The organism is Pseudomonas salomonii (assembly GCF_900107155.1).
Taxonomy (GTDB): domain Bacteria; phylum Pseudomonadota; class Gammaproteobacteria; order Pseudomonadales; family Pseudomonadaceae; genus Aquipseudomonas; species Aquipseudomonas salomonii.
The window spans coordinates 377,836-397,421 of record NZ_FNOX01000003.1 but is presented as its reverse complement, the minus strand read 5'-3'; the positions used below and the strand labels follow the sequence as shown (position 1 = coordinate 397,421).

Sequence of the window (19,586 nt, the reverse complement as noted above, 5' to 3'; positions counted from 1 at the left end):
CCACGCTCCGCGTGGGAATGCAGCCCAGGACGCTCCGCGTCCCGCGTCAATCGGCCTTCAGCTGCTCGCGAAACGCCTTGGGCGAAAACCCCACCCGACGACGGAACAGCCGTGAGAAGTTGGTCGGGTCGGAAAACCCCAACACCTCCGACATCTCATTGATGGTCATGCTGGTATAGGTCAGCAGGCGCTTGGCCTCCAGCAGCTGGCGGTCATGCATGATCTGCAAGGCAGGCTGTCCACCCAGTTCCCGACACGTGCCGTTCAGGTGTGAGACCGAGATACCCAGCTTGTGGGCCAGGTCTTCAATCTTCGGGTGCTCGCGGTAATGCTGCTCGACCAACTGCGTGAAGCGCCGGAAATATTCACGCCCGCGTGGCGCGCGCGGATGGCGGCGCTGGATCGCCTGGCGGCTGATCCACACCAGCAGCACGCTGACCAGGGCGTGCATCATCATGTCGCGGGCCGGTTGTTCATCGGCGTATTCGTCCTGCAGGCGCGCGAACAGGCTGTTGAGATAGTCGCTGTCCTTGCCGGCCGGGTAGTTGCCCAGGGCTTGCAAACCGTCCACCGTTGCGCCCAGCTGGGTCTGCAAATGGCTGACCAGCGGCGCGGCCAGCGTCACGATAAAACCTTCCACATCTTCAGAAAACCGAAACCCGTGCACACACAAAGGCGGCAACACCTGCAAGGTGGCTTCGCTGAGTGTGGTGCGCTGGCCTTCGATTTCCAGCTGTGCCTGGCCCCTGTGTACGTACAGCAACTGGCACAGATCCGCGTGCCGGTGGGGTTGGATTTCCCACTGGTATTCCCGGCTCCGTCGGGAAATGGTTTCACAGTGCAACAAATCCGGGGTCGGCCATTGCTGGCTTTCTCCGTAAAGCTTGAAGACCGGAATCGCGGTACTGGCAGTTTTGGTCATGGTTTAAATCCGATACTCAGGATAGTGGTGCGGTAATCGCCCCAATTGGCAAAAAGCGCAGGCTTTGTCTCAGTTTTCACCTTCTTATGGCGGCCACTCAAGTGAAAAATGATCAGCAACAAGATGAATGACAACTCTTTCACCCTATCCGTTCGGGTGAAGCTTGCGGGCCATAAAAATAATGAAAACGCTAAAAACCCAAGTCGCCATTATTGGCGCCGGTCCCTCCGGATTGCTGCTCGGTCAACTGCTGCACAACGCCGGTATCCAGACCCTGATTCTAGAGCGCCAGAGCGCCGATTACGTGCAAGGCCGCATCCGCGCCGGGGTGCTGGAGCAAGGCATGGTCGACCTGCTGCGCGAGGCGGGCGTGAGCCGACGCATGGACGCCGAAGGCCTGGTGCATGACGGCTTTGAGTTGGCGCTTAATGGCCAACTGACCCATATCGACCTCAAGGGCTTGACCGGCGGCCAGTCGGTGATGATCTACGGCCAGACCGAGGTCACCCGCGACTTGATGGCCGCCCGCGAGGCTGCCGGCGCCGTCACGCTGTACGAAGCACGCGACGTGCAGCCCCATGACCTTAAAACTGATCGGCCCTGGCTCACCTTCGAACATGCCGGCGAAACCTTTCGCCTGGACTGCGACTACATCGCCGGGTGCGACGGTTTCCACGGGGTGGCGCGCCAGGCGATTCCGGCTGAGGCGTTGCAGGTGTTCGAACGCGTCTATCCGTTCGGCTGGCTGGGCATCCTCGCCGATACGCCGCCGGTGCATGATGAACTGGTGTATGCCAAACATCCGCGTGGCTTTGCGTTATGCAGCATGCGCTCGCCGACGCGCAGCCGTTATTACCTGCAGGTGCCGGTCGATGAGCCGCTGGATGATTGGTCGGATGAGCGTTTCTGGGCCGAGCTCAAAACCCGCCTGCCCAGCCGGTTGGCCGAGCAACTGGTGACCGGGCCGTCGATCGAGAAAAGCATCGCGCCGCTGCGCAGCTTCGTAGTGGAGCCGATGCAGTACGGGCGCCTGTTCCTGCTTGGCGACGCCGCGCATATCGTGCCGCCCACCGGTGCCAAAGGCTTGAACCTGGCGGCCAGTGATGTGAGCACGCTGTTTCGCATCATGCTCAAGGTGTACCGCGAGGGCCGCGTGGACCTGCTGGAAAAATATTCGGCCATCTGCCTGCGCCGGGTGTGGAAAGCCGAGCGGTTTTCCTGGTGGATGACCTCGATGTTGCACCAGTTCCCGCAAGCCGACGGCTTCAGCCAGCGCATTGCGCAGAGCGAGCTGGAGTATTTCATCCACTCACAGGCGGGGCGCCAGACCATCGCAGAAAATTACGTCGGGCTTCCTTACGAAGCTATCGAGTAGCCTGCTATCGTATCCGGCATTCCCGCAGGCCCTTCCTTGCCTGCGGGCCTTGCTCGAAGGTTCTGCCGTGACTCGCCTCAACCCACCCGCTCAGCCTACTCAACCCGCTCCCGCCGTTCGCAGTGTGCTCGCCGCCTTGATGCTGGCAATTTTTCTGGGCGCTCTGGACCAGACCATTGTCGCGGTGTCGATGCCGGCGATTTCCGCGCAGTTTCATGATGTAAACCTGCTGGCCTGGGTGATCTCCGGCTACATGGTGGCGATGACCGTGGCCGTGCCGATCTACGGCAAGCTCGGCGACTTGTATGGGCGTCGGCCGATGATGTTGATCGGCATGGGTGTGTTCACCCTGGCCTCGTTGTTCTGCGGCATGGCGCAAAGCATGGAGCAGTTGGTGCTGGCGCGGATTCTCCAGGGCATCGGCGCCGGCGGCATGATCTCGGTCAGCCAGGCGATCATCGGCGACATCATCCCGCCCCGCGAGCGTGGGCGTTACCAGGGCTATTTCAGCAGCATGTACGCGGTGGCCAGTGTGGCGGGGCCGGTGCTGGGCGGGTACATGACCGAATACCTGTCGTGGCGCTGGGTGTTTTTGATCAACCTGCCGCTGGGCGCCGGCGCCTGGTATGTGGCGCACCGCACACTGGTGGGCCTGCCGGTGCCGCAGCGCAAGCCGATCATCGATTACCTCGGCACGGTGCTGATGATCATCGGCCTGACCGCCTTGTTGCTGGGCATTACCGAAATCGGCCAGGGCCATCATTGGCGTGACGAGCAAGTGCTGGGGCTGCTGGCCTGCGCGCTGGTGGCCTTGACGGCGTTCGTGTGGCACGAACGTCGGGCGCGCGAGCCGTTGTTGCCGATGCACCTGTTTGCCAACCGCAGCGCGGTGCTGTGCTGGTGCACGATTTTTTTCACCAGTTTCCAGGCGATTTCCCTGACGGTGTTGATGCCGCTGCGTTATCAGACAGTGACCGGCTCGGGGGCAGACAGCGCCGCCTTGCATTTACTGCCGTTGGCCATGGGCTTGCCGATGGGTGCCTATTTCGCCGGACGCATGACCTCGGTGACCGGGCGTTATAAACCGATGATTCTGACCGGCGCATGCTTGAGCCCGCTGGCGATTCTCGGTATGGCCTACAGCGCGCCGCAGGCCGTGGCCCTAACGGCGGTGTTTATGCTGCTGTGCGGGATTGCGGCGGGGATGCAGTTTCCGACGTCCCTGGTGGGCACGCAGAACTCGGTGGAACAGCGCGACATTGGCGTGGCCACCAGCACCACTAACCTGTTCCGTTCGTTGGGCGGGGCGGTGGGTGTGGCGTGCATGTCGGCGCTGCTGCTGGCGTTGTTGCAGGATTCCAGCTTCGCGCATTTGGCCAGCGGCGCGCTGGGGGCTGAAGGCAGTTCCGGCAACGTGTTGCTCGACGGCCTCAACGCCGCACCTGGGCCTGCACAGGATGCCTTGCGCGGAGAACTGGCGGTGACGTTCCGGCATTTGCTGATGGTGAGTGCGGCGGTGTCGTTGCTGGGGTTGGCGGCGGCGATTGCGATGCCCAATCGTGTGCTGCGTGGCCGTGAAGACAAAGCGAAATAACTGACATAACAGAAATCCAAATGTGGGAGCGGGCTTGCTCGCGAATGCGGTGATTCAGTTGAAGCATCTTTGACTGACACGCCGCATTCGCGAGCAAGCCCGCTCCCACAATGGATTGTGTTCCAATTCAACTCAGGGGCTGTAGTACCCAACCGCCACCATGAAATGCCCGGCCTTGCGCACGTACGCATGCTTGTTCTCAACCTTGTCGGTCACCGGGTTCTTCCAGCGGTACTTGTATTCCCCCTGATCCTGTTCGGCCATCAGCTTAAGAATCGGCTCACCCACCGGCTTGCCATCCGGGTCCTTGATCTTGCGAAAATCGGTATTGATCAGTCGCAGGTTGGTGCCGTGCGCCACATAGCGCCCGGTGTTCAGGTCGACCACAAACACATACAGATCATCCTGCAGAAAGCCGCCCTGCAATGAATTGATCGCCTTGAGCGTGCCGGCTTCGTCCTTGTTCAGCGCATTCACTGCCTTGTTGCGTAACGCCCGGGCCTGTTCCGGCGTGGCCCGTGGCAGGTAGTAACCCACCGCCAGGATGCGCTCGCCCACGCGCTGATAAAACACATGCTTGTGCTCAACCTTGCCGTCGTTCCAGTTCTGCCAGCGATAGTCGGCTTGTTGGATGCCCTGGCCTTCGGGCACGGCCAGCGCCTGTTTAAATGAGGCTTGCAGGTCTGGCCCGAGCACTTCGGACACATCGCGGCCGATCAAGGCCGAGGAGGGCCCGCCGCTGGCCAGCAACACACCCTTGGTATCAACCACGAACACGTAGCGGTCGTGGTCGATAAACTCACCTTGGCGGCTGAACGCGGCGAACGCCTTGTCGCCGTTGCTTTGAAAGTAGGTGACGGCCTTTTCCAGCAACGCCTTGGCGGCCTGGGCGTCCTCTTCCTGGGTGGCCGCGTGCACCTGACTGAAACCCAACAGCAGCAGCCAGGTGAGTCGCAAGAGTCCCTTCATTATCCATCCCTCATTATTGTTGATGTGACCACAGCGTAGACGGCTCCGGCTCAGGGCGCCGCCAGCCATTGATTGACGATGCCGTCATATACCCCAGTGGCCATGCTCAGGTGCAGCCACTGGTCGACATAGCTTTTCCACGCCACATCATCGCGGGGCAGCAAAAAGGCTTTTTCGCTGTATTGCATCTGCCGCTCGGGGTTGACCGCACACAGCCCAGGCTTCTGTTTTTGCTGGAAGCGCGCTTCGCTGGCGTCGGTGATCATCACGTCGGCCTTGCCCGCCAGCAGTTCGTCGAAAATCGTCACGTTGTCGTGCAGGCGGATTTGCGCCTTGGCCAGGTGGGCGCGGGCAAACACCTCGTTGGTGCCGCCCGCCGGCTCGATCACGCGTACCTGCGGCTGGTTGATCTGCTCGACGCTCTGGTAGCGCTGGACATCGGCGCAACGCACCAGCGGGATCTTGCCGTCTACTCCAAGAGGCTGGCTGAAGAAGGCTTTTTTCTGACGTTCCAACGACACCGAAATACCGCCCACCGCAATATCGCAGCGTTGGGCGAGGAAGTCCGGCATCAGGGTTTTCCAGGTGGTGGGCACCCACTGGATGGTGGCGTTGAGGCTCTTGGCCAGGGACTCGGCCATGGCGATATCAATGCCTTCGTAGCGCCCATCGGCACGCAACGACGTGTAGGGCTTGTAGTCGCCGGTGGTGCAGACGCTGAGGGTGCCGGTTTGCAGCACCTCGTCCAGGCGTGAATCGGCCAGGGCGTGGGGGGCCACGCTTGCCAGTAAACAGAAGGCCAGGGGAGCTTTCATGCGGTCGAATCCTTGGGGCATGCTCGGGTCGCCATTATTTCCAGCTATACGCGGGGATGGCAATTGTTTAGCCAGGCCGCAACCAAACTCCGTCAACCCGCAATTGAACAACCTTTGCACGCGTGTGACGCTGCCGGGCATCTACCTCACTGTGAATCTCCCATGGACGGCTCTCCCGACACTCACCTCGCGACACTGCCGTCCGCGCTGGCCTTCTGGGCCTTGTTCCACTGCCGACACGCGCGCCCACCGGATACCGTTCTCTTGCGTTGACTGCCCCATGGATGACGCACACCTATGCGCATCTGCCCGGCGGCGCCTGTGCGCCTGCCTGACGCAAACGTATGAGAGTTCCCATGAGTGTTTTTGCCAGCCTGCAAGAAGCCCGGTCTTTTCTTGAACAGCACCCGGACATCGAAATGTTCGAGCTGTTTATTCTCGATAACAACGGCGTACCGCGGGGCAAGTTGCTGCACCGTGATGAGCTGTTGGCGGTGTATGAAAGTGGCCGCCCGTTGCCCAGCACCATCCTGGGCCTGACGATTAACGGCGACGACGTGGAAAACTCCGGGCTGGTGTGGGAAGTCGGCGATATCGACTGCCGCGCCTACCCGGTCAGCGGCAGCTTGCAGCGCATGCCGTGGCGCCTGATCCCGACCGCCGCCGTGCAAGTCAGCATGCACCCCACTGAAGGCTTGCCGGCCAGCGTGGCAGACCCTCGGCATGTGTTGGCCAAGGTGATCGACGGGCTCAAGGCCGACGGTTACTACCCGGTGATGGCGGCGGAGTTGGAGTTTTACCTGCTCGACCAGAAACCCGACAGCAACGGCCGACCGCAACCGGCACGGGATGTTGACGGCAATCGCCCACGCTCCACCCAGGTGTACGGCCTGCGTGAACTGGAGCAGATCGAGCCGTTCCTGGCCGACCTCTACAGCGCTTGCAAGCTGCAAGGCATTCCGGCGCGCACGGCGATTTCCGAATACGCGCCGGGCCAGGTGGAAATCACCCTGGAACATCGCGCCGATGCCCTGCAAGCCATGGACGAAGCGGTGCGCTACAAGCGCCTGGTCAAGGGCGTGGCGCATAAGCACGGGATGACCGCCTGCTTTATGGCCAAGCCATTCGATGACCTGGCGGGCACCGGCATGCACATGCATGTGAGCCTGGCGGATGCCCAGGGCAATAACCTGTTTGCCAGTGAGGCCGCCGATGGCACGCCGCTGCTGCGCCAGGCGGTGGGCGGCATGCTCAGTACTTTGCTCGATTCGCTGCTGATGTTTTGCCCGAATGCCAACTCCTACCGGCGTTTCCAGACCAACAGCTATGCGCCGCTGGCGGCCACCTGGGGCGTGGATAACCGCACCGTCAGCCTGCGTGTACCGGGCGGGCCGGCTCATTCGCGGCATATCGAACACCGGATTTGCGGGGCCGACGCCAACCCATACCTGGCCGCTGCTGCCATCCTGGCGGGTATTCACCGAGGCATTCGCGAACAGCGCGACCCCGGTGCGCCGGTGGAAGGCAACGGGTACGCCCAGGCCAATGCATTGCTGCCCACCGACTGGCTGACCACCTTGCGTGCGCTGGAGGGTTCAAGCTGGGCGCGGGAGGCGTTTGGCAGCGAGTTCCTCGGCGTCTATTTGGCGGTGAAACGTGAGGAATATCGCCAGTTCATGGGGGCGGTGGGCGAGCAGGATTGGCGCTGGTATCTGCATCAGGCGTGATCCGCTGGCAGCAGATTTGGATACACCGAAGCGCTGCTTTTGTGTGGGAGCTGGCAAGCCAGCTCCCACAGTCGATCGCCGGTGTTTTATAGCCGTCATGGTTTCAACCTTTTTTTCACGTTGCAGTGGTTAAGCTGCGGTTCAAGGTCGTTCACCACCGTTCCACTCACATGAGCCCGCAATGTCGCCACAACCTCCATCCTCTATCGAGATTGAATTCGCCGAACGCTGTGACCGCGAGCATGCCCAGGTCTGCGGCGACACGCGTCCGCCCGCGCTGCTCAAGCGTCTGGCGGCCTGGCGTGATGAACGGTTGGTGCGCCAGGCATTGAAAGTGGCCGGCGAGCCTGGGTTGATCCTGGACTTGGCGTGTGGCTCGGGCCGGTTCTGGCCGGTGTTGGCCGAACACGTCAACCGGGTGATTCTGGCCTCGGACAATTCCCAGGCCATGCTCGACCACGCGCGCACCCATCACCCGGCGGCGTTGCTCAAGCGGGTCAAAACGTTCCAGGGCTCGGCGTTTTCCATCGGCCTGTCGGCCAACGCGGTGGACTGTATTTTCTGTCTGGAACTGTTTCGTCACGTGCCCGGCAGTGACGTGCGAATAGCGCTGTTGCGCGAATTCCACCGTGTCAGCCGCGACACGGTGATTGTCTCGGTGAACTCGCGCACGCCGGTGGAGGACGAATTCCGCCAGGCCGGGTTCAAAGTCCTTCATCACCAGGAGTTCCTGCCGGGCTCCAAGTTGTGGCGTGTCTATGTTTTGCGTAAGAGGGGCTAACTCCCGCCTGTCGGACTATTCTCCATCTCTTGTCAGAGTTTTCATGAAGGTGTGTGCACTGCGGATGCTCGCAAGCCCCTTTCGCGATATATACTGCGCGCCATTCTTCAAGGGAGAGCCGTGTGGCCATCGATATTCACTGGATCTGCGACAACGATAGCCTCGGCCAGCATTGCGCCGAATGGCAGCAGTTGCCATTCGTCGCCCTCGACACCGAATTCATGCGGGTCGACACCTTTTATCCCATTGCCGGGCTGATCCAGATCGGTGATGGCGTTCGCGCTTACCTGATCGACCCCCTGACCATCGACAACTGGCAACCCTTGGCCGCCTTGCTGGAGAACCCGGCGGTGATCAAGGTGGTGCATGCCTGCAGCGAAGACCTGGAAGTGCTGCTGCGTCTGACCGGCAGCCTGCCGGTGCCGTTGTTCGACACTCAATTGGCGGCGGCTTACCTGAACCTCGGTTTCTCCATGGGCTACTCGCGCCTGGTGCAGGCCGTGCTGGATATCGAACTGCCCAAGGGCGAAACCCGCTCGGACTGGCTGCAGCGACCATTGTCCGAGACGCAGGTGAGCTATGCCGCCGAAGACGCGGTGCACCTGGCCGAGGTCTATGTGCGCTTGCGCCCGCAGCTGTCGGATGACAAATACGCCTGGGTACTGGAAGACGGCGCCGAGCTGGTGGCCAACCTGCGCCGCGAAGTCGACCCGTATGAGGTGTACCGCGACGCCAAGCTGGCGTGGAAACTCTCGCGTGCCCAGCTCGCGGTATTGCGCGAACTGTGCGCCTGGCGCGAGCAGCAGGCCCGTGCCCGAGACCTGCCGCGCAACCGCATCATTCGTGAGCACTCGTTGTGGCCCCTGGCCAAGTCTCAGCCGGATAACCTCGCCGCGTTGGGCAAGATCGAAGACATGCACCCGCGCACCGTGCGTCAGGATGGCCAGTTCCTGCTGGACCTGATCAAACGCGCCGCCAGCGTGTCGATGGACCAGTGGCCGCCCGCCGTGGCCGAACCGTTGCCGGTGGATGCCGCTGCGCTGATCAAGCAACTGCGCGCCCTGGGCCAGGCCGAGGCCGAGCGCCTGGAGATGGCGCCGGAACTGATGCTGCGCAAGAAAACCCTCGAAGCCCTGGTTAAAAGTGGCTACCCCGATGGGCCTTATACATTGCCAGACTCGCTGCGTGGCTGGCGCCGCGAGTTGATGGGCCAGGCGCTGCTCGACAGCCTGGCCACTGCCGGAGAACAGCCTTGAAACGTATTTGCTCCATCTATCGCAGCTTGAAAAAAGACGGGATGTACCTCTACGTGCTCAAAAGCGATGCGCTGGAGCGCGTGCCGGAGCCGTTGATGGCCGCCTTCGGCAAGGCTCATCTTGCGTTCGAGATGATACTGACGCCCGAGCGCAAGCTGTCGCGCGAGGACATCACCGTGGTCCTGGAAAACCTCGACAAGCAGGGCTACCACCTGCAAATGCCGCCGGCCGAGGACGAGTACATCGAACACTTGCCCGAAGAGCTGCTGCGCCGCAACGACCCGATGTAAGCGTTCAGTGCCCTGTTCAGGGCACATTCTTTTATGGACTCGTATTCGATTGGCGGTGGCCGTAAGGAAGCGGGCGGCCGTCTGCATTGTTTTTGAAAGGTTTGAACCATGCGTGTTCTGATTGCTGAACAGGATCACCCGCTCTACGCCCAATTGCTGAGCGAAGCGGCCCCGGACGTTGAGGTGTTGACCAGCGGCGACTCCGCCCAATTGTCGCGCCTGGCCGCCGATTGCCCGGTTTGGCTGGGCCAGCCTGACCTGCTCGCCACCCTGCTGCGTCAGGGCCATAAGCCGCAATGGCTGCAATCGACCTGGGCGGGTATTACGCCACTGCTGGCCGACGGCTTGCCGCGCGACTACCGCCTGACCCGCGCGGTCGGCATCTTTGGCCAGGTCATGGCCGAGTTCGTGCTCACCTATATGCTCGGGCATGAGCGCGAAGTGCTGGCGCGGCTGGTCAGCCAGGTCGAGCGCAAGTGGGACAACCGCATGGGCCAGAGCCTGGCGGGGCGCAAGGTGCTGGTGGTTGGCACCGGCGATATCGGCCAGAGCGTGGCTGATTTTTTGCTGCCGTTTGGCGTCAAGCTCTACGGGATCGCCAGCAGCGCGCGGGAGCAGGCACCGTTTATCGAAGTGGCCGGCCTGGACCAACTGAGCCGGCTGGTGGGCGAGGTGGACTACGTGATCAACCTGTTGCCGAACACGCCTGACACCCATGATTTGTACGATGCGGCGCTGTTCAAGCAATTCAAGCCGACCGGGTTGTTTATCAACGTCGGGCGCGGCGTGGCGGTGGTCGATGCCGACTTGGTCGAGGCACTCAAAGAAGGGCACTTGGCCGGTGCGGTGATCGACGTGTGCCGTCAGGAGCCTTTGCCGCAACGCCACCCGTTCTGGACCGCCTGGGGTTTGCTGCTGACCGGGCACAGTTCCGCGCCGACGTCGCCGGGGATGATGGTGGAGTTGTTTGTGCAGAATCTGCGGGCTTATCAGGCCAAGGAAGCGTTGCGCAGGGAAGTCAGCTTCGAAAGGGGTTACTGACACAACGCCGGAAAAAATGTGGGAGCGGGCTTGCTCGCGAAAGCGGAGGGTCAGGCACAAAATGTGGCGACTGATACACCGCTTTCGCGAGCAAGCCCGCTCCCACATTGGATCTATGCAAGGTTTACAGGCTGAAGTCACCCTCGGACACCAGCTCGCTCAGCGGCCGACGCGGGCTTGGCGCTTCACGACCTTGCAGGTACTCCGGCAAGCTCGACTTGTCCCCCAGCTTGCCCACCGCTACGGCTGCATGCAGCGCATAACCTTCAGGAATCTTCAGCTCCTTGCGGGTCAGCTCCTGATCGAAACCGGCCATGCCGTGGGTGTGCCAGCCGCTGAGGCTGGCTTGCAGCGCCAGGTGGCCCCAGGCTGACCCTGTGTCGAAGGTGTGCCACAGCGCCGGGGTTTCTTCAGTGGCGCCGGGGGCGATGAAGTCGGTTTTTGAGGCGATGATCACCAGGGCTGACGCGTGTTGCGCCCAACCACGGTTGAATTCATTGAGCAAACCCAGGAAACGCTCCCAGTTTGGCGTGTCGCGGCGCGCATAGAGAAAGCGCCACGGCTGCGAGTTGTAAGCCGATGGCGCCCAGCGAGCGGCTTCGAAGAAGCTCAGCAGCGTCTCTTGCGGGATGCTTTCGCCGGTAAAGGCGCGGGGCGACCAGCGCTCGGTGAATTGGGTGTGGATCGGGTAATCGGCAACGCGTGTCATGGGCAGTTCCTGATCGTCAATTCGGCCTTCAAAGCTACTGCGCGCCCACTGGGCTGACAAGTGTTGTTGCACCGCCAGTCGTAAGCGCTTGGCCCCAGGCGCCTTGGGCACTAGACTGGCGGCCTTTTCACCTACCGATACTGATGTAGAGCCATGGCCGCCAAAGTCGAACCTTTCTGGATACGCAAAACCCTTGAACACCTCGACCAGGAGGAATGGGAGTCGTTGTGCGACGGCTGTGGTCTGTGCTGCCTGCAAAAGCTTGAGGATGAAGACGACAACAGCGTCTATTACACGCGCATCGCCTGCAAACTGCTTGATCTAAAAACCTGCCAGTGCAGCGACTATGCCAACCGTCGCGCCTCGGTGCCTGACTGCATCCAGCTCACGCCGGGCCAGGCCGACCAGTTCAAATGGCTGCCGCCGACCTGCGGCTACCGCCTGGTCAGCGAACGCAAGGACCTGCCGCTGTGGCACCACCTGGTGTGTGGCGACCGCGATGCCGTGCACCATGAACGCATTTCCCAGTCCGGTCGCATGCTTGCCGAAGGCAGCGTGCCCGAAGATGACTGGGAGGATTACCTGATCTTCCGCGCAGGCTGAAAAAAGGAGTGTGTATGAGGGTGGCAACCCGGCTGGCGGCATCCTTGGTGCTGCTGACACTGAGCCTGCCTGCGTGGTGCGCGAAGAAAGTCGACCTGGATTATCACGTCAAACTGCTGCCCCAGAGTGATCAGGCCGAGGTGCGCGTGAGCCTGTCCCAGGGCTCGGCCGTGCGCAGCCTGAACTTCGACCTGGGCCGTGACGGCGACTACAGCGACTTCAAGGCCGACGGCCAATGGCAGGTCACCGGCAGCCGTGGCCTGTGGCAACCCAGCGCCGACAAAGCCAGCCTGACTTACCGCGTGCGCCTCACCCATGCGCGCAAGGCGGGCGTGTATGAGGCGCGGATGACGCCGAGCTGGGCGCTGTTTCGCGGCGAAGACCTGGTGCCGGCTGCGCGCCTCGATCAGCAGGACGGTATCGAGTTGGTGTCGCGGCTGATGTTCGAGTTGCCGGCCGGCTGGAAAAGCGTCGAAACCGCCTGGCCGCGTGTCGGTAAGCACAAGTTCCGTATCGACAACGTGTCCCGCCTGTTCGACCGGCCCACCGGCTGGATGCTCGCGGGTAACCTCGGCAGTCGTCGCGTGCGCCTGGGTGAAACCGAAGTCACCGTGGCCTCGCCCAAGGGCCAGGCCATGCGCCGCATGGACGTGCTGACGCTGCTGACGTTCGTGTGGCCGCAAGTGGAGGCCGCACTGCCGCGCCATCCGGCCAAGCTGTTGATCGTCGGCGCCAGCGACCCGATGCGCCGTGGCGCTTTCTCGGCGCGCGATTCGATTTACCTCAACAGCCGCACGCCGCTGATCAGCGAAAACGGCAGCAGCCCATTGTTGCGCGAAGTGGTGCAAGCCATTGGCCGCTTTAACGACCACGATACCAGTGACTGGATCAGCGAAGGGTTGGGCGAGTATTACGCCATTGAACTGCTGCGGCGTGCCGGCGGCATTACCGATGAGCGCTATGCGGCGATACAGACGCGGTTGGCCAGGGAAGGCAAGGGCGTGACCAGCCTGCGCGGCGATCACGTCAACGGTGCGACCGTGGCGCAGGCGGTGCTGGTGTTGCAGGAGCTGGACCGCGAGATCCGCGTCAAGACCCACAACAAGCGCTCGCTGGATGATCTGGCGCAGGCGGTGATGCGGGCGAACAGTGTGAATACGGCGGAGTTTGTGCAGTTGGCCGAAAGTGTGATCGGCGAGTCGTCGGTGGTGCTGGACAACAAATTATTGCGTTGACCCAAAACAACTGTGGGAGCTGGCCAGTTCCCACAGTTGATTGGGGTTGGCCTGGCTATTTAGTGGCTTTCTCCGCCGCCACTTCAGCCTTGGTCTTCAAGTTCTTCAACTCTTCGCCCGCGCGTTCGATCCTGGTACGCACGCTGTTCATTTCCTGACGGCCTTGCTCCAGCTTGTCCTTGAGCGAGCTGTGCCCGGTCACGCCGCGCACCAGCGCCACGCCACCAATCGCCACCTGGATCAGCCCGAAGATGCCGCCACGGCGCAGGCCTTTGCCGACCATCATCACACCGCCGGCCACCGAAAGAATGCGTTCCGACCCGTGCACGTTTTGCGCGCTTTTGGCGGCTGGTTGCAGGTGTTCGATGATAGGTCGCAGGGTTTTGCTGTCGCTCATGGTGTGTCTCCAACAAAGGCAAGTGTAAGTAGCTGACTGTTTGCAGGCGTCGGATGTTCCCGAAATATCAGTACTTGGGGCCCGAGCGGGTGTTGTTGCCTTTGGCCAGACGGTCGTAGAGCACCACATTGACGGTGGCGGCCAGGTTCATGCAGCCGGAGGTCGGGATGTACACCACGTCTTCACACCAGTCGCGGATCTCTTTGTCCAGCGAGCCGTCTTCGGGGCCGAAGATGTACAGCGCGCGGTCGGGGTGCGTGTACTCGGGCAGCGGGCGGGCGCCTTCCACCAGCTCCACGGCGACCGGGATACAGCCCAGCGGCAGGATCTTTTTCAGGTCATCGATGCCGATCAACGGAATGTCGTGGTGGACCTTCTTGGTGTCGGTGATGAAGTCCCGGGCGCGCTCGTAACGCACGCCGGTGTAAAACACCGAGGCCACGCCGTAGCAGCCGGCGGCGCGCATCACCGAGCCGACGTTTTCGGGGGATTTGGGGTTGTACAGACCGATGCAGCTGTAGCGTTTATTGCCCACGGGGAAGGGTGCCTTGGAGGAAAACCGCGATTATACGGCCTCAACGAGATGCAGTGTTTGTGCTATCGCCTTCGCGAGCAAGCCCGCTCCCACATTTGTCCGCGTACATCATTTGGAATGCGGTCGAATGTGGGAGCGGGCTTGCTCGCGAAGAGGCCAGTACAGGCAGCCTCTAGTCGTCCTTCTTCATCAACCCCGCCAACGCCGCAAACGGGTTGTGCGTGGCCTTGGCAATCGTCGGGCTGCTGGTGGAGCCTTCGCCGAAGTACTGCTGGTCGGTGTAGCGCGAGTGTTCGTTGTCGTGGCAGTACAGGCACAGCAACTCCCAGTTGGAACCGTCCTGGGGGTTGTCATCATGATTGTGGTTGCGATGGTGTACGGTCAGTTCGCTCAAGCGTTTGCCGGCAAACTCACGGGCGCAGCGGCCGCACACGTGCGGGTACATCTTCAAGGCTTTGTCGCGGTAGCCCATTTCCCGGTCGCGCTGGGCATCGGCGAGGATGCGGTCCAGCTTGGCGGTGTGGGAGGGCGGGTTGGTCGAGCTCATCATGGCTCCTGGCTATTTGGGGGTTCACGGATAGGGTTGATTCTAGCCGCTCGCGCGGCAAATGACCGCTGGCTTTTTCAGCCGCGGTACAGCCGGGCTTGAGCGAAGGTTTGTAGTATCGGCACATTCACTTCACAAGGATCTGAAACCTATGCGTGTGTACACATGGACCGCAGCCCTGCTGCTCAGCGTGCTGGCCGCTCAAGCCCAGGCGTTCTCCACACCCAGGCCCGGCCAGGTAATCGAAGTGGCCCTCGAGCAACTGCACCCGACCCAGGCCGTGGTGGGCTTTGACCAGATCTACTACAGCCTGGGGCTGTTCGCCGACAAACCGGCCAAAGTGTTCGACGAATACTGCGAAACCAACGGCCAGGGCGCCGCCGACAATGTGCCGAAAAAAGCCGACCTGCACCAACCCGACAGTTTCACCTGCAAGGACCCGGTGGGCACCCACCCCGACGACATGAAAACCGTGGTGGTCGGCCCCGGCGGCCAGTTGTACCTGACCGACGGTCACCACAGCTTCACCACCTTGTGGGAAGTGCCCGGCGGCGGCCCGCAGTTGAAAATGTGGGTCAAGGTGACCGATGACTTCAGCAACAGCGCCGACATGAATACCTTCTGGCAGCGTATGGAGGCGGCCCGCAAGGTCTGGCTCAAGGACAATCAGGGCCAGACCCTGCCGCCGCAGCAACTGCCTGCGCACCTGGGCTTCAAGAACCTGCAGGACGACACCTTTCGCAGCCTGGTGTATTTCACCCGCAAGGCCGCCTACGGCAAGCCGGACGATGGCGCGATTGCGCCGGAATTCCTGGAGTTCTACTGGGGCAATTGGCTGCGTACGCAGATTGATTTGAAGGCGTACAACCTGAACAAGAAGGGCGGCTACAAGGATGCGATTGAAGCGGTCGCCAAGCGCATGGTCAGCCTGGCGCCGGGTTCACAGGTGGGCAGCAGCGGTTTCACCGCCAGGCAACTGGGCGGTATGACCCAGCTGGACCAGGGCGAGCTGGACAAGACCTTCGAGAAAAAAGTGCCGTATGTGATCGACCACCGCAAATCCCGAAACTGACGCAGAACCAAAAATGTGGGAGCTGGTTTGTGTGGGAGCTGGCCAGTTCCCACAGGGAATGTGTGGTGTCAGCGGGCCTCAGCCCTTGAGCTTCTCGGCAATCCAGATGGTATGCCGGGTGCCCTTGTTGCCATGGGCAAACACTTGCACTTCTTCGGCCTTGAACCCGGCCTTGCGCAGTTTGTCGCTGAACAGCTTGTCGGCGCTGGCTGACCATACCGCCAGCACGCCTTTGGGCCGCAGCGCCTTGGCACACGCGGCCAGGCCACCGGCCGAATACAGCCAGCTGTTGGCCTTTTGCGTCAGGCCTTCGGGGCCGTTGTCCACATCCAGCATGATCGCGTCAAAGCCCTGGGGCTCGGCCTGCAGGACCTTGGCCACGTCTTCCATGCGGATCACCGTGCGTGGGTCCAGCAGCGGACGGCCGGATTTTTCCCCCAGCGGGCCACGGTTCCATTCCACGACGCCGGGCACCAATTCCGCCACCACCACTTCGGCGCTTTTGCCCAAATGCTTGAGTGCCGAGGCCAGGGTAAAGCCCATGCCCAGGCCGCCGATCAGCACCCGCGAACCCGGCCGGCCGGCGACTTTACGGCAAGGAATCTCCGCCAGCGCGTCTTCGGAGCCATGCATGCGCGTGTTCATCAACTGGCCGCCGTCTCCGCCCTGGATCTTGATGACAAAATCCTCGCCGTATTCGAACAGGCACAAGGCACCGCCGTTGTCGGGGATCGGGGTGGTGTCGAGCAGAACGAAACGTTTCATGGAAATCTCATTGGGAAGGGCATTCTTGCGCGGTTGGGAGTAGCCTTACGACATTCCGGTCAGGCCATGGAGCCATCGATGAAGTGCAGCATTCTAACGGTCATTGCGTTGAGCGCGCTCACATTGGGTGCGGCGCAGGCGCAAGAGGCGCAAACCGTGCCGGTGGCGCCAGCGCCAACTCCCGGTGCGCCGGGCACACCGACGCCCACCTTGTACCCGCAAGTCACCCCGCCCGTGGCGCCCAAAGCCTCTGCGAACGGTTCACCGGCGCTGGTGCCGATTGTGTTGCCAACGCCGCCCAAGGATCAGACGGTGCCCGGCCTGCTGCAAAATGACAGCAAGCCGAAGACACCCGGCGGTTAAAACTGCTGGGACAGTAATTGCCCGTCGGCCATGCGCAGGCGCTTGGACAAGGCAATCGCAATCGCGCGAATGATCTTGGCCGCCACCCTGGGGGCTTCGTTGAGCATTTTTTCCAGCGCATCCTTGCCCAGGTTCAACAGCACGCAATCACTGGCGGCCACGCAACTGGCGGAGCGGCGCTCGCCGTCAAGCACCGCCATCTCGCCAAAAGCCCGGCCACTGCGCAGGGTGGCGATGGTCAGGCGCTGGCCGCTGTGATTGGTTTTCTGCACGGCCACCTGGCCGCTGTGCAGGATGCACATAAAGGTGCCGGCATCGCCCTCGAGGAAAATCACCTCGTCGCGGGCAATGCTGCTGATATTGAAGTAGCCGGCGGCCACGTGAAAATCTTCCGGCAACAGTGGGTCGAACAGGCCGCAATCCATGAGCATGTCGCGAATTTCGTTGTTCATCAGAGTCGGTAGTGGCATAGCTGCAGTCTTGGTCCATCAATCAAGTCGGGCGGTCTTGTGTTCAGACAGGACCGCCAAACTAAGTTCCTTAAACGAGGCCCAGGGCCTTGAAGACAAATCCATATTCGAGCGCTACGTCACGTAATCCCTGATAACGCCCGCTCATTCCGCCATGGCCGGCACCGAGCTCGGTCTTGAGCAGCAACAGGTTGTGGTCGGTTTTGGTGTCGCGCAATTTGGCCACCCACTTGGCCGCTTCCCAATACTGCACGCGGCTGTCGTTATAACCGGCAATCACCAGCATGTGCGGATAAGCCTGGGCCTGGACGTTTTCGTACGGTGCGTAGGCCTTGATGCGTTCATACACCTCGGGCTCTTGCGGGTTGCCCCACTCGTCGTACTCGGTGATGGTCAGCGGCAGTTCCGGGTCGAGCATGGTGTTGAGCACGTCGACGAACGGCACTTCGGCAATCGCCGCCTGGAACAGCTCCGGGCGTTGGTTGAGCACCGCGCCGATCAACAGGCCACCGGCGCTGCCGCCGCTGATAGCCAGCTGCTTGGAGCTGGTCAGCCCTTCGGCGATCAAGTGCTCGGCGCAGGCGATAAAGTCGCTGAACGTGTTCTGTTTATGCGCCTGCTTGCCGTTGCGATACCAGGCTTCACCCAGCTCACCGCCGCCGCGTACATGCGCGATGGCAAAGGCCACGCCGCGCTCCAGCAGGCTCAGGCGCGCATGGGAGAACCACGGGTCGAGGCTTGAACCGTAGGCGCCGTAGCCATAGAGGTACAGCGGTGTGGGTTTGCCCAGTTGATCACGCTTGACCACCAGGCTGATCGGCACCTGGGTGCCATCTGCAGACGTCGCCCACAGCCGTTGGCTGACATAGTCGTCGGCGTTGAACACGCCGAGTACCGGGGTTTCCTTGAGCACCACCTGCGCGCCGCTGGCCAGTTCAAGCTGGCGCACCTGGGCCGGACGGTTCAGGGCTTCATAACGCAGGCGAATCTTGTCGCTGGCAAATTCCAGGCTGTTTTGCACGTAAAGGCTGTAGGCGGCGTCAGGCAATTCCACGCGATAGGCGCTCGAACCCTGCGGGTGCACTTCGATCACCGGCAGGCCGCCGATACGCAGGCTCAAGGTCATGGCGCCGGCATTGAGGGTCACGCCGTCGAGCATCACGTCATCGCTGTGGGGGATCAGGTTCTGCCATTGATCCTCAGTCGGCACACTGCCGGTGTCGGTGGCGACGAACAGCGCATAGTTGATACCGTCACGGTTGCTGCGGATAAACCAGGTCCATTTATCATCCAGCATGCCGTGGTCGACATCGTATTCATGGTCTTCGACCCGTGGCGCCAGGCAGGTGAAAGCTTGCTGTGGCTGGTCGGCGTCCAGCGCCCAGATTTCGCTGGTGGTCTTGCTGCCCAGAGCCAGCAGCAACTGGCGCTCGGAGCTGGAACGGTAGCAATGCAGGAAGAACCGCCCGTCGGGCTCGTGGAACACTTCCTGCGCCGCCGTGCCATCCAGGCGGTAGCGGTAAAGCTTGTGTGGGCGATGGGTGTCGTCCAGTTCGCCGAAGAACAGCGTCAGGCTGTCGTTGGCCCAGGTCATGCTGCCGTCGCAGTCTTCAAACTCCAGTTCGCTGACCTTGCCGGTGGCCAATTCCTTCACGTACAGGGTGTAAATCTCTTCACCACTGGTGTCGAGGCTGTAGGCCAGGCGCTGGTGGTCGGGGCTGATGCTGAACGCGCCAAGGGAGAAAAAGCCGCCATTGGCCAGCACGTTCGGGTCCAGCAGCAGTTCTTCGCTGCTTTCATCCACCCCGTTGCTGTCATCCGTCGGGCGACGGCAGCGGTAATGGCGGGCGTATTCATCACCGGCGGTGGTGCGGGTGTAATACAGGTACGGGCCCCACGGCGAAGGCAACGACAGGTCGGTTTCCAGGATGCGGCCCTTGATCTCTTCGAACAGGCTTTCGCGCAGGGCTTGCTGGTCGGCGAGCTGGTCTTCCTGCCAGGCGTTTTCGGCTTTGAGGTAGTCGAGCACTTCAGCTGTGTCACGTTCCTGCAACCAGGCGTACGGGTCTGGGCCTTGGGCCTTGCGGGCGATCGGGGCGGTCGATATAGGCATGGATCAC

The 19,586-nt window shown here is 61.7% G+C and carries 21 protein-coding genes; 11 read left to right on the top strand and 10 right to left on the bottom strand.

Annotated features, from left to right (window positions below; genetic code table 11):
• Positions 1-46: 46 nt before the first annotated feature.
• On the bottom strand, positions 47-922 hold the full coding sequence (locus BLV67_RS09180) for a helix-turn-helix domain-containing protein (protein WP_065929145.1): 876 nt from the start codon (positions 920-922) through the stop codon (positions 47-49).
• Positions 923-1,103: 181 nt separating this feature from the next.
• Between BLV67_RS09180 and pobA the strand changes: the two genes are divergently transcribed.
• Entirely contained in the window at positions 1,104-2,297 is a 1,194-nt protein-coding gene (gene pobA / locus BLV67_RS09175; protein ID WP_065929146.1) for a 4-hydroxybenzoate 3-monooxygenase, read from the top strand.
• A 67-nt stretch (positions 2,298-2,364) separates the two neighbouring features.
• A complete protein-coding gene (locus tag BLV67_RS09170; protein ID WP_069788575.1) occupies positions 2,365-3,891 on the top strand; it encodes an MDR family MFS transporter in 1,527 nt (508 codons plus the stop codon).
• Positions 3,892-4,023: 132 nt separating this feature from the next.
• On the opposite strand, the gene BLV67_RS09165 is transcribed toward BLV67_RS09170, so the two are convergent.
• Positions 4,024-4,860: a cache domain-containing protein gene (locus tag BLV67_RS09165; protein ID WP_069788576.1), complete on the bottom strand. Its 837-nt coding sequence runs from the start codon at positions 4,858-4,860 to the stop codon at positions 4,024-4,026.
• A 50-nt stretch (positions 4,861-4,910) separates the two neighbouring features.
• Positions 4,911-5,675 carry a transporter substrate-binding domain-containing protein gene (locus BLV67_RS09160; RefSeq protein WP_069788577.1) on the bottom strand — a complete coding sequence of 255 codons (765 nt, stop codon included), beginning with the start codon at positions 5,673-5,675 and terminating at the stop codon, positions 4,911-4,913.
• A 356-nt stretch (positions 5,676-6,031) separates the two neighbouring features.
• On the opposite strand from BLV67_RS09160, the gene BLV67_RS09155 reads away from it, so the two are divergent.
• The 5 genes from BLV67_RS09155 (at position 6,032) to BLV67_RS09135 (ending at position 10,770) form a co-directional block, all read left to right on the top strand.
• Positions 6,032-7,402, top strand: coding sequence for a glutamine synthetase family protein (locus BLV67_RS09155; protein ID WP_069788578.1), 1,371 nt, complete (start codon positions 6,032-6,034; stop codon positions 7,400-7,402).
• Between the two features lie 181 nt (positions 7,403-7,583).
• Entirely contained in the window at positions 7,584-8,183 is a 600-nt protein-coding gene (locus BLV67_RS09150) for a class I SAM-dependent methyltransferase (RefSeq protein ID WP_065929151.1), read from the top strand.
• 122 nt (positions 8,184-8,305) lie between these two features.
• On the top strand, positions 8,306-9,439 hold the full coding sequence (rnd, locus tag BLV67_RS09145) for a ribonuclease D (RefSeq protein WP_056857317.1): 1,134 nt from the start codon (positions 8,306-8,308) through the stop codon (positions 9,437-9,439).
• Positions 9,436-9,729, top strand: a complete 294-nt coding sequence (locus tag BLV67_RS09140) for a YcgL domain-containing protein (protein WP_056857316.1) — start codon at positions 9,436-9,438, stop codon at positions 9,727-9,729. The genes rnd and BLV67_RS09140 overlap by 4 nt, the downstream gene beginning before the upstream one ends.
• Before the next feature lie 108 nt (positions 9,730-9,837).
• Positions 9,838-10,770 carry a D-2-hydroxyacid dehydrogenase gene (locus BLV67_RS09135; RefSeq protein ID WP_069788579.1) on the top strand — a complete coding sequence of 311 codons (933 nt, stop codon included), beginning with the start codon at positions 9,838-9,840 and terminating at the stop codon, positions 10,768-10,770.
• Between the two features lie 124 nt (positions 10,771-10,894).
• On the opposite strand, the gene BLV67_RS09130 is transcribed toward BLV67_RS09135, so the two are convergent.
• Positions 10,895-11,479, bottom strand: coding sequence for a nitroreductase family protein (locus BLV67_RS09130; RefSeq protein WP_056857314.1), 585 nt, complete (start codon positions 11,477-11,479; stop codon positions 10,895-10,897).
• Positions 11,480-11,632: 153 nt separating this feature from the next.
• On the opposite strand from BLV67_RS09130, the gene BLV67_RS09125 reads away from it, so the two are divergent.
• Together BLV67_RS09125 and BLV67_RS09120 are read left to right on the top strand one after the other, a co-directional pair.
• On the top strand, positions 11,633-12,082 hold the full coding sequence (locus tag BLV67_RS09125; protein WP_058419594.1) for a YcgN family cysteine cluster protein: 450 nt from the start codon (positions 11,633-11,635) through the stop codon (positions 12,080-12,082).
• Positions 12,083-12,096: 14 nt separating this feature from the next.
• The gene (locus BLV67_RS09120) at positions 12,097-13,317 is read left to right on the top strand and encodes a M61 metallopeptidase family protein (RefSeq protein ID WP_069788580.1); all 1,221 of its coding nucleotides are present in this window, start codon (positions 12,097-12,099) and stop codon (positions 13,315-13,317) included.
• A 55-nt stretch (positions 13,318-13,372) separates the two neighbouring features.
• Here the strand turns inward: BLV67_RS09120 and BLV67_RS09115 are convergent, their stop codons facing one another.
• The 3 genes from BLV67_RS09115 to BLV67_RS09105 all read right to left on the bottom strand — a co-directional run bounded on the left by BLV67_RS09115 (position 13,373) and on the right by BLV67_RS09105 (position 14,796).
• Complete coding sequence (locus BLV67_RS09115) at positions 13,373-13,714, bottom strand: YgaP family membrane protein (RefSeq protein WP_065929154.1); 342 nt, start codon at positions 13,712-13,714, stop codon at positions 13,373-13,375.
• A gap of 67 nt (positions 13,715-13,781) precedes the next feature.
• Entirely contained in the window at positions 13,782-14,249 is a 468-nt protein-coding gene (locus BLV67_RS09110) for an RNA methyltransferase (RefSeq protein ID WP_069788581.1), read from the bottom strand.
• Positions 14,250-14,421: 172 nt separating this feature from the next.
• Positions 14,422-14,796: a YajD family HNH nuclease gene (locus BLV67_RS09105; RefSeq protein WP_003210675.1), complete on the bottom strand. Its 375-nt coding sequence runs from the start codon at positions 14,794-14,796 to the stop codon at positions 14,422-14,424.
• A 151-nt stretch (positions 14,797-14,947) separates the two neighbouring features.
• On the opposite strand from BLV67_RS09105, the gene BLV67_RS09100 reads away from it, so the two are divergent.
• Complete coding sequence (locus tag BLV67_RS09100; RefSeq protein ID WP_069788582.1) at positions 14,948-15,868, top strand: ParB/Srx family N-terminal domain-containing protein; 921 nt, start codon at positions 14,948-14,950, stop codon at positions 15,866-15,868.
• 78 nt (positions 15,869-15,946) lie between these two features.
• On the opposite strand, the gene BLV67_RS09095 is transcribed toward BLV67_RS09100, so the two are convergent.
• Complete coding sequence (locus tag BLV67_RS09095; protein ID WP_065929156.1) at positions 15,947-16,633, bottom strand: spermidine synthase; 687 nt, start codon at positions 16,631-16,633, stop codon at positions 15,947-15,949.
• Positions 16,634-16,711: 78 nt separating this feature from the next.
• Here BLV67_RS09095 and BLV67_RS09090 point away from each other — a divergent pair, with 78 nt between their 5' ends.
• Positions 16,712-16,996, top strand: a complete 285-nt coding sequence (locus BLV67_RS09090; protein ID WP_065929157.1) for a hypothetical protein — start codon at positions 16,712-16,714, stop codon at positions 16,994-16,996.
• Here BLV67_RS09090 and BLV67_RS09085 read toward each other — a convergent pair.
• Positions 16,993-17,466, bottom strand: coding sequence for a cyclic nucleotide-binding domain-containing protein (locus BLV67_RS09085; RefSeq protein ID WP_065929158.1), 474 nt, complete (start codon positions 17,464-17,466; stop codon positions 16,993-16,995). The genes BLV67_RS09090 and BLV67_RS09085 overlap by 4 nt on opposite strands.
• 70 nt (positions 17,467-17,536) lie before the next feature.
• Entirely contained in the window at positions 17,537-19,579 is a 2,043-nt protein-coding gene (locus tag BLV67_RS09080) for a S9 family peptidase (protein ID WP_069788583.1), read from the bottom strand.
• Between the last annotated feature and the right edge of the window lie 7 nt (positions 19,580-19,586).

Coding starts and splice junctions, on each gene's coding strand:
- BLV67_RS09180 (WP_065929145.1), bottom strand. CDS start 922: ATGACCAAAACTGCCAGTACCGCGATTCCGGTCTTCAAGCTTTACGGA.
- pobA (WP_065929146.1), top strand. CDS start 1,104: ATGAAAACGCTAAAAACCCAAGTCGCCATTATTGGCGCCGGTCCCTCC.
- BLV67_RS09165 (WP_069788576.1), bottom strand. CDS start 4,860: ATGAAGGGACTCTTGCGACTCACCTGGCTGCTGCTGTTGGGTTTCAGT.
- BLV67_RS09160 (WP_069788577.1), bottom strand. CDS start 5,675: ATGAAAGCTCCCCTGGCCTTCTGTTTACTGGCAAGCGTGGCCCCCCAC.
- BLV67_RS09155 (WP_069788578.1), top strand. CDS start 6,032: ATGAGTGTTTTTGCCAGCCTGCAAGAAGCCCGGTCTTTTCTTGAACAG.
- BLV67_RS09150 (WP_065929151.1), top strand. CDS start 7,584: ATGTCGCCACAACCTCCATCCTCTATCGAGATTGAATTCGCCGAACGC.
- BLV67_RS09135 (WP_069788579.1), top strand. CDS start 9,838: ATGCGTGTTCTGATTGCTGAACAGGATCACCCGCTCTACGCCCAATTG.
- BLV67_RS09130 (WP_056857314.1), bottom strand. CDS start 11,479: ATGACACGCGTTGCCGATTACCCGATCCACACCCAATTCACCGAGCGC.
- BLV67_RS09125 (WP_058419594.1), top strand. CDS start 11,633: ATGGCCGCCAAAGTCGAACCTTTCTGGATACGCAAAACCCTTGAACAC.
- BLV67_RS09120 (WP_069788580.1), top strand. CDS start 12,097: ATGAGGGTGGCAACCCGGCTGGCGGCATCCTTGGTGCTGCTGACACTG.
- BLV67_RS09115 (WP_065929154.1), bottom strand. CDS start 13,714: ATGAGCGACAGCAAAACCCTGCGACCTATCATCGAACACCTGCAACCA.
- BLV67_RS09105 (WP_003210675.1), bottom strand. CDS start 14,796: ATGAGCTCGACCAACCCGCCCTCCCACACCGCCAAGCTGGACCGCATC.
- BLV67_RS09100 (WP_069788582.1), top strand. CDS start 14,948: ATGCGTGTGTACACATGGACCGCAGCCCTGCTGCTCAGCGTGCTGGCC.
- BLV67_RS09095 (WP_065929156.1), bottom strand. CDS start 16,633: ATGAAACGTTTCGTTCTGCTCGACACCACCCCGATCCCCGACAACGGC.
- BLV67_RS09090 (WP_065929157.1), top strand. CDS start 16,712: ATGAAGTGCAGCATTCTAACGGTCATTGCGTTGAGCGCGCTCACATTG.
- BLV67_RS09085 (WP_065929158.1), bottom strand. CDS start 17,466: ATGCCACTACCGACTCTGATGAACAACGAAATTCGCGACATGCTCATG.
- BLV67_RS09080 (WP_069788583.1), bottom strand. CDS start 19,579: ATGCCTATATCGACCGCCCCGATCGCCCGCAAGGCCCAAGGCCCAGAC.